Source organism: Streptomyces sp. NPDC027185 (genome assembly GCF_055567035.1).
Genome location: NZ_JBVHRF010000002.1, coordinates 645,657 through 660,817, shown reverse-complemented (window position 1 = coordinate 660,817; position 15,161 = coordinate 645,657). Strand labels below are relative to the sequence as shown.

Genomic DNA, 15,161 nt, shown 5'->3' with positions numbered 1-15,161 from the left:
ACCCGACGCCCCCGCCCGGGACGCACCCGCACGGACGAAAGCCCCGCCCGGCTGCCCGGACGGGGCTCCGCTCCCGCCGGACGCCGACGCGCCCGGCCGGGTGATCACCGCTGACCGGCGCCCGGCGGCATCGACAGCTCGAACCACACGACCTTGCCCATGCTCAGCCGGGTGGCGCCCCAGCGCCGCGCCAGACGGTTGACGAGATAGAGCCCGCGCCCGCCCTCGTCCGACGGCCGTGCCTGCCGCAGCCGGGGCAGCTGCGGAACGTCGTCGCCGACCTCGCACCGCAGCACGTCCGTCCGCAGCAGCCGCAGCGTCACCGGCCGCTCCGCGTACCGCACCGCATTGGTGACCACCTCGCTGACCAGCAGCTCCACCTGGTCCGTCAGCTCCTCCAGGCCCCAGCGCGACAGCGCCCGCCGGGCCAGCCGGCGCGCCTGACCCGCCGTCTGGGCCTTCGGATCGAGATACCAGTACGCGACATCGCTGGGCGCTATGCCGTCGAACCGCGCCGCCAGCAACGCGATGTCGTCATCGCGGTCGCCGGGCCCGAGCATGTCCAGCACCTCGTCGCAGAGCGGCTCCAGCGGCGGCGGGTTCGGGCCCGTCAGCCGCGCCGTCTCCGCCAGCCGCTCCCGCAGCTGCTCGATGCCGGTCCACACGTCCCGGATCCGCGACTCCACCAGACCGTCGGTGTACAGCACCAGCGTGGCCCCCGCCGGGGCGTCCAGCTCCACCGCCTCGAAGTCGACACCGCCGACCCCGATCGGCGCGCCCGCCGGGACCCGCAGCACCTCCGCCCGGCCACCGCGGTGCAGCATCACGGGCGGCGGATGCCCCGCGTTCGCCACGATGATGCGGTGCGCCACCGGGTCGTACACCGCGTACAGGCACGTCGCCATCCGGTCCGAGCCCAGCCGCTGCGCCTGCTCGTCGAGGTGGTGCAGCACCTCCTGCGGCGGCAGATCCAGACCGGCCAGCGTCTGCGCCGTCGTCCGCAGCTGCCCCATGATCGCCGCCGACGTCATCGAATGCCCCATGACGTCCCCGACGACCAGCGCCACCCGGCTGCCGGGCAGCGGAATCGCGTCGTACCAGTCACCGCCGACCCGCGCCGTCTCCGCCGCGGGCAGATAGCGGCTCGCCAGGCGTACGCCGGTGGGCTGCGGCAGCGAGTCCGGCAGCATCGTGCGCTGGAGCGCGTCGGCGATGTACGCCTCCCGGCCGTAGAGCACCGCCTTGTCGACACCGAGCGCGGTGTGCGTCGCCAACTGCGCCGCGACCAGCAGGTCGTCGCCCTCGAACGCCGGACGGTCCGGGCGGCGCAGGAACACCGCCGCACCGATCACCCGGCGGCGCCCGCGCAGCGGCGCCAGGATCACCCGGCGCCCGCCCGGCAGCACCGTGCCGTCACCCAGCAGCTCCGGCAGCGCCGTCCGCGCCGCCGGGACGTCGCCGAACAGCGGCCGCACCCCGCGGAGCACCTCCGCCAGCGGCCCGCCGGTCAGCACCTCGGCCAGCTCGGCGGCGCTACCGCCCATCGCCGGCCCCAGGTCGGGCTGCGCGGGCAGCACCGGCAGCCGGATGCCGTTGGTGTCCGGCTCCTCCGGGATCCGGTCGGTACGCCGCAGCCGCAGCACCATCGGGCCGGTCGGCCGCTCGTCGCCCACCGGCAGCGGATCGCGCAGATACACCAGGATCGCGTCGGCGAACGTCGGGACCGTCGCCCGGCACAGCCCCAGCACGATCTCGTCGAGGTCGATACCGCGGGCGATCCGCCGGGTGGCCGCGCCGATGAACCGCAGCCGGTCCCCGCCCGCCTGCCGGGCCGCCGCCGTCTCCTCGCTCTCGCCGGGATGACCGGCGCGGGCCGGCACCACCGGCGGCGCGCCCTCCCCGGGCCGCGCGCCCTCGCCCGGCACCACCGCGCCGCCCGCCGGACCCGCGGGCGGCGGGACGAACGCCCCGGACGGCGCCTCGTCACCCGGCGGCCGCGACCGGCCGCCCTCCCGCGGGCGCCCGATGCCCTCGGCCGGACCGTGACCGGGCCGCGGCCCACCGGGACGCGGCTCGCCCTGCTCCGGCGGCTGCGCCCCGCCGACCGCTCCGCGCGCCGCCAGACCATCGTCGTACGGGCCGTGCCCGTCGGCCGCCGGAGGACGGCCGTGCCCCGCGGCGGGCTCCCCGCCGCCCGGCCCGGCACCGGCCGTGACCAGCGGAGCGTCCGGCGCTCCGGCCCCCTCGCCGCGCCCGGCGGAACCGGCCCCGGGCAGCGGTGCGAAGCCCGCCGCCCCCGGCTGCCGGAGGGCGCCGCGTGGATCGGGCACCGCGCCGAGCGGCGCCGAGGAGCCCGGCCCCCGCGCAGGGGACGCCGAAGGAGCGGCAGGCGGGGCCGGCTGCCGCAGGTGGTGGGAGGTTGGGTGCTCCGTCACGCGTGGGATTCCATCCGTCCGGGGCTGCGCGCCCGACGCGCCGCGTGTCAAGCGCGCCGGTGCGACGCGCCTGACCCGCTGCGTCTCAAGCGCGTCGCAGGTGCAGAAAGAGCTGGATCTCGGGTGGTACGTCCGTACTGGCCGGGGCGTACGCGTAGGAGTCCTCCCCGGCGATGTCGAAACCGGCGTCGTGCACGACACGGCGCAGGTCCTCACGCAGGAAACCCGATACCCGGATCGAGTTGCCCAGGAACGGAATCGTGAAGTCGTCCACGTCGGCCTCGACCATGGACAGGGCCATCACCCCGCCCGGCCGTAGCAGATCATGCAGCATCCGCAGCGCATAGGGAATCTCCGCGCGCGGCAGCATCAGCAGGGCGAAATACGCCGTGATCCCGTCGAACGACCCGGGGCCGCCCAGCGCACCGTTCCGCAGCTCCGCGATGTCCATCCGGTGGAACTCCGCCCCGGGGACGTTGTCCCGGGCCAGCTTGACCATCGCGGGGGAGAGGTCGATGCCCACCACCCGGTGGCCCGCCTCGGTGAGCTGGCGGGAGGTGGGCAGGCCGGTGCCGCAGCCGACGTCCAGCACCCGCGAGTCCGGCGGCAGTTCACCGGCCAGCCACGCGGCGGACGAGACCTGCTCGCCCTTGTGCGGGAACGCTTCGTCGTAGCGGTCACCGATCGCGTCGAACGCCTCGGCCTGCCCGGCCCGGTCCAGCGCTAACCGGTTCAGGCCCTCGTACTCGTCGTAGCTGTCAGCGCTCACGACCTCGCCTCTCCTGCGACCGCGGTCAAGTTCTGTTCTGTCCGGTGGAGTTGCGCCTGTGCAGTCTCGCGGAGGACGATCCTACGGTTCGTGGCCCCGGGCGCAGCAAGGGGGCTCGGCGCCCCTGCCCGCCGAGCGGGCCGAGGAGTTGCCCCTGGGCGCGTCTTTCCACCGTTCGCCCCGTTCACTCGCCCGTATCCGCCTTTCCTCTCTTCGCCGCTCGCTACCGCAAACGCTCGGGTACACGGTCCCAGTCCTCCGGCAGCGACGGCAGCTCCCACGCCGGATCGGGCCGCCAGTCCTCCCAGCCGTCCCGGAACGGCGCGCCCCACGCGGTGATCCGCTCGACCGCCGCCCGGCCCGCGGCCCGTACCCGCGCCGCCTGCTCCGGCGGCATCAGCCCGTCCCGCCGGGCCTGGCCGAATTCGTCCTCGTCCCGCCACTCCCAGCTGCGGTCCGGGTAGACGCACAGGTCGAGGAAGTGGTCCTGCGAATCGATCCCGCCCGACCAACGGACGCGCGGCTCCTCCAGATTCACGTACCAGTTCTTGAACCGCCAGGAGTGCTCCCAGAACAGCCACACCGACCACGGCTCGCCCGGCCGCGCCAGCTTCAGCACACCCGTGCCGAACCAGCGGTCGTACGAGATCCGGCGCGGTCTGGTGTAGCGCGTCGCCAGGGGCTCGCGGTGCACGGCGGTGCCGTCGGCCATCACCGGCTTCACGCAGGCGGTGCCCGGTGCCATCCACACGGCCAGCAGGTCCTCGGTGTCCCGGACCACGGTCACCGGGCGGCAGATGTGGAACCGCGAGGCGTCGGCGTTGTCGCGGTAACGCCACAGGATGTGTGTGCCGGGGGCCCAGCGCGCGGCCGGAGCCGCCTCCCGCCGTGGCCCGGGAGCCGTGTGCCCGGCCGGCGTGCCCGCCGTCGTCCCCGCCCTCTCCGCTGTCATGGCCAGATCTTAGGGCCTGCCGTGGCCGGTGCGCCGTCCGCCCGGGAGGTGGTGCGGGCGGGCGGCGCCGAGGAGGGCGGGACGGCGCCGGCGTACGCCGTGACGTGGGCCGTCCGCGCCGTCACGGGTGCGTCATCCGCAACACGTCGAGCGCCTCGTCGAGTTGCGCGGTCGTCAGCAGCCCCCGCTCCACGTAGCCGCCCTCGTCCACGACCTGACGGATCGTCTTCCGCTCCGCGAGCGCCCTCTTGGCGACCTTCGCCGCCTCCTCGTACCCGAGGTATCTGTTGAGCGGGGTGACCACCGACGGCGACGACTCGGCGTACTCGCGGGCGCGTTCGGCGTGGGCGGTGATGCCGTCGACGGTGCGGTCCGCGAGCAGGCGGGCGACGTTGGCCAGCAGCCGGATGGATTCCAGGACGTTCTTGGCGATCACCGGGAGCATGACGTTCAGCTCGAAGTTCCCGGCGGCGCCGGCCGCGGCGACCGTCGCGTCGTTGCCGGTGACCTGGGCGGCGACCATCAGCACCGCCTCCGGGATCACCGGGTTGACCTTGCCCGGCATGATCGAGGAGCCGGGCTGGAGGTCGGGCAGCGCGATCTCGGCGAGGCCGGTGCGCGGCCCGGAGGCCATCCACCGCAGATCGTTGGCGATCTTCGTCAGGCCGACGCCGATGGTCCGCAGCTGACCGCTGATCTCCACCACGCCGTCCCGCGCGCCCTGCGCCTCGAAGTGGTCGCGCGCCTCGGTGAGCGGCAGGTCCGTGGCGCGGGCGACCCGCTCGATCACGGCGGCGGAGAAGCCGGGCGGGGTGTTGATACCGGTGCCCACCGCCGTGCCGCCCAGGGGGAGTTCGGCGAGCCGGGGCAGCGAGGCGCGCAGCCGCTCGACGCCGTACCTCACCTGCGCGGCGTATCCGCCGAACTCCTGCCCGAGCGTCACCGGCGTCGCGTCCATCAGGTGGGTACGCCCGGACTTCACCACCTCGGCGAACTCCGCGGCCTTGCGCTCCAGGGCCGCCGCGAGGTGGCCGAGCGCCGGGATCAGATCGCGGGTGACCGCCGCCGTCGCCGCGATGTGGATCGATGACGGGAAGACGTCGTTGGACGACTGGCTGGCGTTGACCTCGTCGTTGGGGTGGACGTCCCGGCCCAGCCGCTCGCTCGCCAGCGTCGCGATGACCTCGTTGGTGTTCATGTTGGACGAGGTGCCGGAGCCGGTCTGGAAGACGTCCACCGGGAAGTGGTCGTCCCACCGGCCCGCCGCGACCTCCTCCGCCGCCGCGGCCACGGCCCGCGCCACCTCCGCGTCGATCACGCCCAACTCGGCGTTGACCTCGGCGGCGGCGGCCTTGATCCGCGCCAGCGCCTCGATGTGGGCCCGCTCCAGGCGCTGCCCGGAGACGGGGAAGTTCTCCACCGCCCGCTGGGTCTGCGCCCGCCACTTGGCGTGTGCGGGCACCCGCACCTCGCCCATGGAGTCGTGCTCGGTGCGGTACTCCGCGTCCGTCGTGCCGCCTTGCCGGTCCGTCCTGTCGTTCACCTTCGACACCTCCGACCGGCACAGCGTCCGGCGGCTCCGCGGTGTTCCCGGCGGCTGGAGTTACCGACGGTAATAGCTCGTGCGGCCTACGTTTCCGGCGCTCTCCGGGGAGCGCCGGAAACATAGGTGCCGAAATCGCCCGGTCAGTGCGCGATGCCGTCGATCAGCTCGCGGGCGCCCTGCCGCAGCAGCGCCACCGCCACCGACGTGCCCAGCGTCGCCGGATCCAGCCGACCGGCCCACTCGTGGGCGTTGAGCACCGTCTTGCCGTCGGGCGTGAACACGCTGGCGCGCAGCGACAGATCGCCGCCCCGCTCGGCGCGGGCGTACCCGGCGATCGGGGAGTTGCAGTGCCCCTGGAGGACGTGGAGGAACATCCGCTCCGCCGTCGCCTCCCGGTGGGCGGCCGGGTCGCCGAGCGGGCTGACGGCGTCGATCAGCTCCGTATCGCCCTCGCGGCACTGGAGCGCGAGGATGCCGGCGCCGATCGGCGGGCACATCACGTCCGGGGAGAGCACCTCGGAGATCACGTCCGTGCGGCCGATGCGCTCCAGACCGGCGACCGCCAGCAGCAGCGCGTCCGCGTCGCCCGCGGCCAGCTTCTCCATCCGGCGGTTGGCGTTGCCGCGCATCGGCACGAACTCCAGATGCGGGTGCGAGGCGGCGAGCTGCGCCCGGCGGCGCACCGATGAGGTGCCGATACGGGTCCCGGCGGGCAGCTCGTCCAGGGTGAGCCCACCGGGGTGGATGAGGGCGTCCCGTACGTCGTCGCGCTTGAGGAACGCGGCGAACGCCGTGCCCGCGGGCAGCGGCCGGTCGGCGGGGACGTCCTTGACGCAGTGCACCGCCAGATCGGCCTCACCGGCCAGCAGCGCCGCGTCCACCTCCTTGGTGAACGCGCCCTTGCCCTCGACCAGCGACAGATCGCCCAGCCACTTGTCACCGGTGGTCTTCACGGGGACGACCTCGGTGCGCACCCCCGGATGGAGCGCGGTCAGCTCGGCGCGTACCCGCTCCACCTGGGCGAGCGCCATCGGCGAGTCACGGGAGACGATTCGGATCAACTCAGGGGCGGACATGGCTCCACGATAGGCCGTCGCCCCCGGAGACCGTACGGCGGCGGGCCGTGGGTCCCGTACGGGTCAGGGACCGTCTCCCGTACGGGTCAGGGCCGCGCCGCCCGGGGTGCTCCGGTGTGCCGGACGGCCCGGTGCGGCCACGCGGCCCCGGGGGCGCCACCCGGCGCGCGGGGCACCGCCGCACGCCGGTCCCGTACGCCGCCCCCGTCCGGTGGTCAGCGCAGGGCCGCGGCCCGCCGGCGGAGTTCGGCGTGGAGTCCGCCGTGCACCTCGACCGGGGGCAGCCACTCCTTGCGGAGCTTGGCGACGCAGGTGTAGTTGCTGTCGCAGACGTTGGCCAGCGGGGACTCCACGGCCTGCGTCACGAACTGGTACGCGTCCAGTTCGCTCAGCCCGAAGTCCCGCGCCAGCCACTGCACCAGGTCCAGCTGCGAGATGCGGAAGGCGTCCTCCAACGGGCGCGCCGAACCGGTCGAGATCAGATGGGTGTCGGACTCGATGCGCGGCCAGGGCGTCGCGACGCCCTTCAGCAGCTCCACGATCACCACCGTGTGCATCGCCGTCTCCACCGCGACCCCGCAGGTCTCGCCCTCGCCCTGGCGCGCGTGCCCGTCACCGAGGCTGAACAGCGCGCCCTCGACGTTCACCCCCAGGTAGCAGGTGACACCGGCACGCATCTCCGGGGTGTCCATGTTGCCGCCGTGCGCGTCCGGGACGAGCGCGGAACGCGCCTCCAGGTTGGCCGGTGCCACCCCCACCGTGCCGTGCATCGGCTCCATCGGGAGCGTCAGCGTGTGGTCGCTGTCCCGGGCGGTGAAACGGCACAGCCGCCGCTCCCGGTCGAGCTCCCAGATCCACACCGTCTCCGGGAGCGGCGGGTGCAGGGCGGCGGTGGTGTGGGTGGCGGTCAGCGCCCCGAAGAGCGGCACGGTCGTCGACGCCGCCCAGTCCCGGCGCGGTTCGACGGAGACGAAGTGCACCGCCAGCGTGTCCCCGGGCTCGGCGCCCTCGACGTGGAACGGCCCGGTCTGCGGATTGAGGTACGGGAACTCGCAGACCCGCGAGACCAGGTCGTCGGTGGTCCGCACCCGGCCGCCGAAGCAGTCCTCGGTGAAGACGTCCAGGACGGTGCCGGGGGCGATCCGCGCGACGGGCGGGACGCCGCCGAACGTCCAGGCGTACTCCTGCGCGGTGGGCCGGACGGTGAGCACACGCGGGTCGGCGGCGGGGTCGGTCATCGGGACTCCTCATCGTGGGAGGGATCGGACGATACGGCGGGCCGGGGCGGGCCCGGAGGGGCGGCGCCGGACGCGCCGGGGCGCACGGTGGACGGGGGCGCGCCGGGGCGCGCCCCCGGTCCGTACGCGCCCTCCCGCGCGCTGTCCGCCGTGTCGGGCCCGGCGGCGGAGCCCTCGGACGGGCCGGGCTCCGGGCCCGCCGCCTCGATGCCGAGGAGCCCCACGGACGCCGGCGCGTCCGGCCGCCGCGACCGCACCACAGCGACCACGACCAGCCCGGCGGCCATCCAGCCGGCCACCACCGGCCCCGCGTACGAGACCGGCGCGGTCAGCTCCGCGACGAACGGGAAGGCCGGGATGCCGGCGGCGGTCAGCAGCGCCGGGGTGAACGCGGCGATGCCCAGTACCGGGAGGAGCAGATGGCGCACCGGGCGGAACGCGGCGCGGCGACGGCGCAGGAAGTAGCCCGCGCAGGCGGCGTTGGTGAGCAGGTAGACCGCGATGACCGCGACCACCACCACCGTCGCCAGCAGCAGGAACGCGGTCCGCGGGCCGAACGCCCCGCCCAGGAGCAGCGCCGCGCCCAGCGCGGTCACGAACTGCGCCGCCAGCCCCGTCACGGGTGAGCGGTGCACCGGATGGACCCGCGCGAAGGCCCGCGGGAAGAGCCCGTCGCGGGCCAGCGCGAAGGCGGTCCGGGTCGAGGCGTTGGTGGCCGCGTTGGCGTTGGCGACCGTCGAGTTGACCACCGCCAGGAAGATCAGCACCCAGAACGCCCCGTAGGAGGCGCGGGCCACGCCGTCCCAGGACTTCGCGCCGGACGGCCCGAAGGAGGCGAACGCGTCCGGTCCCACGTACACCGTGATCGCGTACGTGGTGAGGACGAACAGCAGCCCCACCGAGAGCGCCGCCCCGAGGACCGCGCGGCGCACCGTACGGCGCGGATCGCGGGCCTCCTCGGCCAGCGGCGCCGCCGCCTCGAACCCGGCGAACGCCAGCACGGTGTAGACCGAGCCCGCGACGACACCGGAGAGCCCCGGGTGGTCCGGCGGGGTGTGCGAAGTGCCGAACACCGACAGGGTGTTGTGCCCGCCGGCGGCCGCGATCAGCACCACCGCGAGCACCACGAAGACCAGCACCTCGAACACGCCGAGGACGGTGCCCAGCCGTGCGGAGGCCCGTATGCCGAAGAATCCCGTCACCGCGATCAGCGCCGCCCCGGCGAGCACCCACGGCCACCACAGGCCCGCCGGGTACCCGGGCCACGCCTGGTGCAGCGTGTCCGCCACCGTGAACCCCAACTGGAGCAGCAGCAACGCCGGTACGAGCGCCTCGACCAGGAGGTACGTCCAGGCCACCAGGAAGCCGACGACGGGGTGCAGCCCCTGGGCGCTGTACGTCGCCACCGAACCGGCCGACGGCAGGTGCCGGGCCAGCTCCGCGACGGACGAGGCGGTGAACAGACAGGCGACCAGGGCGATCAGCACCGACAGCGGCAGCGCGCCGCCCGCGTACGCCGCGCCCGCCGGGATCGACACCGCGACGGCGGCGGCCGGCGCCATCGACGTCACGCTCTGGAACAGCACCTCCCGCAGCCCCACGGCGTCCCGCCGCAGCCCCGGGCCGCCCCTGTCCGCCCCCTGCCGCCCCGCGCGCCCCTGCTGCCCCACGGCCAACTCCCGTACCTCTGACGGACCGGACCCCCCGCAGCGTAGGGAGGCGGCCCGGGTGACGGAAGGGGCCATACGGTCATGCCCCGGGCGCCCCCGGGGTGCGCCGGGGGACGGGCCCGGTGGCCGAAATCGCGTGGCGGGGCCCCGGTGTGCAAGGGTGGAAACTCGTTGAAAGCACCTCGGTGAAGGGAGACGCGCATGTCCTCGAAGCGACGCCGCAAGAAGAAGGCACGCCGCAAGAACGGAGCCAACCACGGCAGCAGGCCCCAGTCCTGAACCGTCGGCTCTCCACGGCAACGCCGGTGCCCCGCCTCCCAGCCGGAGAGCGGGGCACCGGCGCGTCCGGGGGCGGGCGCCCGGCCGCACGCCGGGGTGCCCGCGGCGACGGGCCCGAGGGGCGGCCCCCGCCGCGCCGGGCGGGGCCACGGGAAGCCGCACGCAGCCGACGGTGCGGAAGGCGGCCCCGCCGCGCCGGGCGGATACGCCCGCCCCGCCCCGCCGCCTCCCCGACCACGCGGCACCGCGCACCGCGCCCGCCGTCCTCAGCCGGCGCCGACCGCCACCGCCCGGCCCGTGACCCCCGCCCCCGCCGCCTTCGGCAGGAACCGCAGGCTGCGCAGGAAAGGCAGCAACAGGGCGCAGTAGTCCGCCCAGTGATCGGTGCTCGGGGTGCTGAACGTCACCGTCGCCAGCGTCTGCGCCCCGGGCACGGCGTCCGGCGGTACGGGGATGAACACCTGGAGCTGGGCCATCCCCGCGGCGGCGTCACCGGGCGCGCCGTCCTCGTCCGGCCCCGGGGCGTCCGCCCGCCGCACCGCGAGCGCCGCCGGACCGCACGGCAGCGTCAGGGCGCTGACCTCCGCACCGGCGGCGTGCTCGGCGAGGGCGGCGCCCACGCCCGCGACCGCGGCATCGGCGTCCCGGTAGGGGAGCGGGGAGAGCGCGAGGGTCAGCGTCCCCATCGACCACGCGCCGCGGATCCGCCCGAGACAGGTGGCGGCGTAGCGGATGCCCGTGGCGGCGAGCAGCGCCGACGCCCGCGCGTACTCCGCGGTGAGCCGGGCGAACCGGCCGGACGGCAGCCCGGACCCGCCGTCGGCTTCCAGCCGCGCTCTCACCTCGTCCTCCGCCTGCTCGGTGGAGAGTCCGGGGACGACTTCCCGGAAGACCGACGGAATCTCGAAGGCGACGCTTACCGCACTCATTCGACTCACCATGATCGCTGGACTATCGACTATCGCTGGAATTACTGCCGCGTAACCGTCCGGTGCGCGGCCCGAGGGACCGCCGGACGGTAGCACCGACCGCAGCCGGTGCTGAGGGAGAGTGATACCGGGGGAGCCCACGCCGGGCCGCGTCCACCGCGCCGGTATTCCCGCCGGGGAAATTCCGGAAAGGCGGGACAGGCGGGGGGGGAAAAGACGCCGCGTAGGCCGGGGGCCGGACGTTCCGTACCGCCGTGACAAGCCCCGTCAGGGCCGTGAACGGGCGGTCGCCGGGCTCAGGGGGCGCGGGACGGGGCGCTAGGGAGCGGGCGGAAAGGCCGAGCCGAGGCGGTGCATCCGGCGCTCGGCTCGATTTCTCGGCAGGACGGACTGCTCGCCGCCGACCGCGAAATCCCTGGAAACGAACCGGTACATCGATGCTCCCGTACGACGAACCGCGCAGCGACCGGCATTCCCGGCCGATAAAGCTCCCCGAGGCTAACACGGCGATATTGCGCCACGCGCCCGCGCCGATGCGGACACAACTCCCGTACACCGCCGGGGAATTCCCCGGAATCGGGCGTCGGGGGAAATACCGGCAGAACGCGTCCGGCCGCCACCCCGCGCGGGGTGGCGGCCGGACGGAAGGGGCGCGCCCAGGACGGTGCGGGGCGCACGCGGCAAGCGCGCACGCCCCCGAGGGTCAGGCCCCCTGACGCACCGGGATGCTGGTGAACGTCGGCGCGGGCGCCGGGTCCTGGAAGAAGTCGTTGCCCTTGTCGTCGACGACGATGAACGCGGGGAAGTCCTCGACCTCGATCCGCCAGACCGCCTCCATGCCCAGCTCCTCGTATTCCAGGACCTCGACCTTCTTGATGCAGTCCTGCGCGAGGCGGGCCGCCGGACCGCCGATGGAGCCGAGGTAGAAGCCGCCGTGCGCCGCGCAGGCGTCGGTGACCTGCTGGGAGCGGTTGCCCTTGGCCAGCATGATCTTCGAACCGCCGGCCGCCTGGAACTGCTCGACGTACGCGTCCATCCGGCCCGCGGTCGTCGGACCGAAGGAACCGGAGGCGAAGCCCTCGGGCGTCTTGGCCGGACCGGCGTAGTACACCGGGTGGTTCTTCAGGTACTCCGGCATCTCCTCGCCGGCGTCCAGCCGCTCCTTGATCTTCGCGTGGGCGATGTCACGGGCGACGACCAGCGTGCCGGTGAGCGACAGCCGGGTCTTGACCGGGTGCTTGGTCAGCTCGGCGAGCATCTCGTCCATCGGGCGGTTCAGGTCGATCCGCACCGCGTCGAGGTCCGGACCCGCGCCCTCGGTCAGCTCCTCCTCGGTGGTCTCCGGCAGGAAGCGCGCCGGGTCGGTCTCCAGCTGCTCCAGGAAGACGCCCTCGGCGGTGATCTTCGCGACCGCCTGCCGGTCCGCCGAACAGGACACCGCGATGGCCACCGGGCAGGACGCGCCGTGCCGCGGCAGCCGCACCACGCGCACGTCGTGGCAGAAGTACTTGCCGCCGAACTGCGCGCCGATGCCGATCTTCTGCGTCAGCTCGAAGACCTTCTCCTCCAGCTCCTTGTCCCGGAAGCCGTGGCCGGTCGGCGAGCCCTCGGCGGGCAGCTCGTCGAGGTAGTGCGCGGAGGCGTACTTGGCGGTCTTCAGCGCGTACTCGGCGGAGGTGCCGCCGACGACGATCGCCAGGTGGTACGGCGGGCAGGCGGCCGTACCCAGCGAACGGATCTTCTGCTCCAGGAACTTCATCATGGAGGTCTCGTTGAGGACCGCCTTCGTCTCCTGGAACAGGAACGACTTGTTGGCGCTGCCGCCGCCCTTCGCCATGAAGAGGAACTTGTAGGCGCCGCCGTCGGTCGCGTACAGCTCGATCTGCGCCGGCAGGTTGGAGCCGGTGTTCTTCTCGTCCCACATGGTCAGCGGCGCCATCTGCGAGTACCGCAGGTTGAGCTGGGTGTACGCGTCGAAGATGCCGCGCGAGAGGGCCTCCTCGTCACCGCCCTCGGTGAGCACCTGCTGGCCGCGCTTGCCCATGACGATCGCGGTGCCGGTGTCCTGGCACATCGGGAGCACGCCCGCCGCCGCGATGTTGGCGTTCTTCAGCAGATCCAGCGCGACGAACCGGTCGTTGGCGCTGGCCTCCGGGTCGTCGAGGATCTTGCGGAGCTGTGCGAGGTGCGTCGGGCGCAGGTAGTGCGCGATGTCGTGCATCGCCTCGGCCGCCAGCTTGCGCAGCGCCTCCGGCTCGACCTTGAGGAACGTCCGGCCGTCCGCCTCGAAGGTGCTCACGCCCTCCGAGGTGACCAGGCGGTACTGGGTGGTGTCCGCGCCTACGGGGAGCAGATCGGTGTAGGCGAATGCGGGGCCGGAGGGGCGGGAGACGGGGGGCATGAAGGCCAATCCTCACTCGACAGGGGGGTTCCGCTGACGTCTGCGGCAGCACCGACCAGCGTAGAACCCCGGCGGAGCACGCCGCTTGTGAGGTAGGGCTCAGTCCCTTACGTACCTCGTGAGGGGCGCCCGGCGTGCGGCGGCGCGCCCCTCACGAGCGCTCTGGGAAGCCCCTTGCTCCCGCACCCGGGGCGCCCCGTACGGGTCCCGCCCGTCCGGGACGGGTTGCCCGGCCGTGTCCCGAATCCCTGTTCGCGATGTATCGCGTTTGGGTACGCTGGGGCCGTGGATGCTGACAACCGGGGGACCGACCCCGCGACCCCCGCCGGACCGCGCGACGACAGCGGCCGGCAGCCCGCGCGTGCCCCGCGGCGCCCCGTCGACATGACCAAGCCCGTCGCCGAGGCCGACCTCCGGGCGTCGGACGCGGACCGCGACCGGATCGCCGGGATCCTGCGGGAGGCGCTGGCCGAGGGCAGGCTGGACGCCGAGGAGCACGCCGAGCGGATCGACGCGGTCTACCGCGCCAAGACCCTGGGCGAGCTGGAGCCGATGGTGCGGGACCTGCCCGCACCGGGCGGCGCGGCCCGCACCGCGCGGCAGCCGTCCGCCGCCGAGCCGTACGGGCCCGTGCCGGACCAGAGTCTGGTCGCCGTCTTCAGCGCCTCGACCCGTAAGGGCCGCTGGCGGGTCCCGGGGCGGATCAACGCCGTGGCGATCTTCGGCAGCGTCGAGATCGACCTGACCGAGGCGCTCTTCCCGCAGCAGCAGGTGCAGATCAACGTCACCGCCCTCTTCGGCAGCGTCGAGATCCGCGTCCCGGAGAACCTCACCCTCCGCAGCAGCGGCTCCGGCGTACTCGGCTCCTTCGAGGTGGCGACCAACGACGCGGTCGAGCCGGACGCCCCGATCGTGCAGGTCAACGGCTACGCCGTGCTGGGCAGCGTGGAGGCAAGACCCAAGCGCGGCGCCTGGGTCCGCGACCTCATCGGCCGCCTGCGCGACGACCGCCACCAACTCCGCGACCCCCGCCGCGCCGAACGGTACGACCGCCACGACCGCTTCCCCGAGGACGGCCGCTGAGGGGCGCGCCGCGGGCACGTGAGCGGCCCGGCGACGGGCGGCGCCGCGCCTGCCGCTCCGGTCGGGGCCGGGCCGGACGGGGCGCGCCGGCGATCCCGGCGCCCGCGTACGACGGCGTCCGGACCGCCCGCGGGGCCGCTCCCGGAGCCCCTTCCCGATCACCACGGTGTGCATAAGCGCGGGTACAGCGGGTAGGGCTGGGGGCATCGTCTCTCGTACGGCGGCGGGCTGCGAAGTGCCGTGCGCAGAGGGACGGACCAGGGTGCCGCCCACATGCCGAAGCCGTCGTCAGGAGTAGACCGTGCTGCTACCGCAACAGCCCCTGCAGGCCGCCGCTGCCGTCCCGTCCCCACGTCTCCCCTCGCGCGACGAGGCCGGCCCCTGGCACGCCGACGCCGCGTGCCGCCGGGACGAGGCCGGGCTCTTCTTCGCCCCGTCCAAGGAGCCCACCGCCGCCCGGCTGGCGCGGGAGGAGGCGGCGAAGCGGGTCTGCGCCCGCTGTCCCGTGATGCTCGAATGCCGCGAGCACGCCCTGCTCCAGCCCGAGCCGTACGGCGTCTGGGGCGGTCTGACCGCCGCCGAGCGCCGGGTGGTCCTCACCCGGCGCCGCCGCCGCGAGGCCGACATCCCGCGGCAGAGCCGGATGCCCGCCGCGGGCTGAACCACGAGCGGCACGGCGCGGGGGAACTGAGAGGGGAGGAGGGGAAGTTCTGCACGTTGGGGTGAACGGGATAGATAATGACGAGTCGGAGGGGTGGGTACCCACGAAGAGGGGGAAGAAGT

12 protein-coding genes are annotated in these 15,161 nt (G+C 74.2%); 3 read left to right on the top strand and 9 right to left on the bottom strand.

Annotated features, from left to right (window positions below; all coding sequences use genetic code 11):
- Positions 1 to 104: 104 nt before the first annotated feature.
- From ACZ4M8_RS08080 to ACZ4M8_RS08050, 7 genes are all read right to left on the bottom strand, one after another.
- Positions 105 to 2,435 carry a SpoIIE family protein phosphatase gene (locus tag ACZ4M8_RS08080; RefSeq protein WP_467604374.1) on the bottom strand — a complete coding sequence of 777 codons (2,331 nt, stop codon included), beginning with the start codon at positions 2,433 to 2,435 and terminating at the stop codon, positions 105 to 107.
- Between the two features lie 85 nt (positions 2,436 to 2,520).
- Complete coding sequence (locus ACZ4M8_RS08075; protein ID WP_467604372.1) at positions 2,521 to 3,204, bottom strand: class I SAM-dependent DNA methyltransferase; 684 nt, start codon at positions 3,202 to 3,204, stop codon at positions 2,521 to 2,523.
- 223 nt (positions 3,205 to 3,427) lie between these two features.
- Positions 3,428 to 4,156, bottom strand: coding sequence for a cytidylyl-2-hydroxypropylphosphonate hydrolase (gene fomD, locus ACZ4M8_RS08070; protein WP_467604369.1), 729 nt, complete (start codon positions 4,154 to 4,156; stop codon positions 3,428 to 3,430).
- 121 nt (positions 4,157 to 4,277) lie between these two features.
- Positions 4,278 to 5,699, bottom strand: a complete 1,422-nt coding sequence (locus ACZ4M8_RS08065) for a class II fumarate hydratase (protein ID WP_467604367.1) — start codon at positions 5,697 to 5,699, stop codon at positions 4,278 to 4,280.
- Positions 5,700 to 5,842: 143 nt separating this feature from the next.
- On the bottom strand, positions 5,843 to 6,778 hold the full coding sequence (gene hemC / locus ACZ4M8_RS08060) for a hydroxymethylbilane synthase (protein WP_467604365.1): 936 nt from the start codon (positions 6,776 to 6,778) through the stop codon (positions 5,843 to 5,845).
- A gap of 215 nt (positions 6,779 to 6,993) precedes the next feature.
- On the bottom strand, positions 6,994 to 8,016 hold the full coding sequence (locus ACZ4M8_RS08055; RefSeq protein WP_467604363.1) for an acetamidase/formamidase family protein: 1,023 nt from the start codon (positions 8,014 to 8,016) through the stop codon (positions 6,994 to 6,996).
- On the bottom strand, positions 8,013 to 9,686 hold the full coding sequence (locus ACZ4M8_RS08050) for an APC family permease (protein WP_467604361.1): 1,674 nt from the start codon (positions 9,684 to 9,686) through the stop codon (positions 8,013 to 8,015). The genes ACZ4M8_RS08055 and ACZ4M8_RS08050 overlap by 4 nt, the downstream gene beginning before the upstream one ends.
- A gap of 201 nt (positions 9,687 to 9,887) precedes the next feature.
- On the opposite strand from ACZ4M8_RS08050, the gene ACZ4M8_RS08045 reads away from it, so the two are divergent.
- Positions 9,888 to 9,965 (top strand): 50S ribosomal protein bL37, encoded by a 78-nt coding sequence (locus ACZ4M8_RS08045; RefSeq protein WP_370443954.1) that lies wholly within the window; start codon positions 9,888 to 9,890, stop codon positions 9,963 to 9,965.
- A 266-nt stretch (positions 9,966 to 10,231) separates the two neighbouring features.
- Here ACZ4M8_RS08045 and ACZ4M8_RS08040 read toward each other — a convergent pair whose 3' ends face one another.
- Entirely contained in the window at positions 10,232 to 10,894 is a 663-nt protein-coding gene (locus ACZ4M8_RS08040; RefSeq protein WP_467604359.1) for a hypothetical protein, read from the bottom strand.
- 703 nt (positions 10,895 to 11,597) lie between these two features.
- Positions 11,598 to 13,295: a fumarate hydratase gene (locus ACZ4M8_RS08035; RefSeq protein WP_467604356.1), complete on the bottom strand. Its 1,698-nt coding sequence runs from the start codon at positions 13,293 to 13,295 to the stop codon at positions 11,598 to 11,600.
- Between the two features lie 384 nt (positions 13,296 to 13,679).
- Here ACZ4M8_RS08035 and ACZ4M8_RS08030 point away from each other — a divergent pair, with 384 nt between their 5' ends.
- On the top strand, positions 13,680 to 14,378 hold the full coding sequence (locus tag ACZ4M8_RS08030) for a DUF1707 SHOCT-like domain-containing protein (protein WP_467605305.1): 699 nt from the start codon (positions 13,680 to 13,682) through the stop codon (positions 14,376 to 14,378).
- 301 nt (positions 14,379 to 14,679) lie between these two features.
- Positions 14,680 to 15,039, top strand: coding sequence for a WhiB family transcriptional regulator (locus tag ACZ4M8_RS08025; protein ID WP_399086444.1), 360 nt, complete (start codon positions 14,680 to 14,682; stop codon positions 15,037 to 15,039).
- The last annotated feature ends 122 nt before the right edge of the window (positions 15,040 to 15,161 follow it).

What these genes read in the sequence shown, in the direction of transcription:
- fomD (WP_467604369.1), bottom strand. Translation starts at nt 4,156, where the DNA reads ATGACAGCGGAGAGGGCGGGGACGACGGCGGGCACGCCGGCCGGGCAC.
- hemC (WP_467604365.1), bottom strand. Translation starts at nt 6,778, where the DNA reads ATGTCCGCCCCTGAGTTGATCCGAATCGTCTCCCGTGACTCGCCGATG.
- ACZ4M8_RS08055 (WP_467604363.1), bottom strand. Translation starts at nt 8,016, where the DNA reads ATGACCGACCCCGCCGCCGACCCGCGTGTGCTCACCGTCCGGCCCACC.
- ACZ4M8_RS08045 (WP_370443954.1), top strand. Translation starts at nt 9,888, where the DNA reads ATGTCCTCGAAGCGACGCCGCAAGAAGAAGGCACGCCGCAAGAACGGA.
- ACZ4M8_RS08040 (WP_467604359.1), bottom strand. Translation starts at nt 10,894, where the DNA reads ATGAGTGCGGTAAGCGTCGCCTTCGAGATTCCGTCGGTCTTCCGGGAA.
- ACZ4M8_RS08035 (WP_467604356.1), bottom strand. Translation starts at nt 13,295, where the DNA reads ATGCCCCCCGTCTCCCGCCCCTCCGGCCCCGCATTCGCCTACACCGAT.
- ACZ4M8_RS08030 (WP_467605305.1), top strand. Translation starts at nt 13,680, where the DNA reads ATGACCAAGCCCGTCGCCGAGGCCGACCTCCGGGCGTCGGACGCGGAC.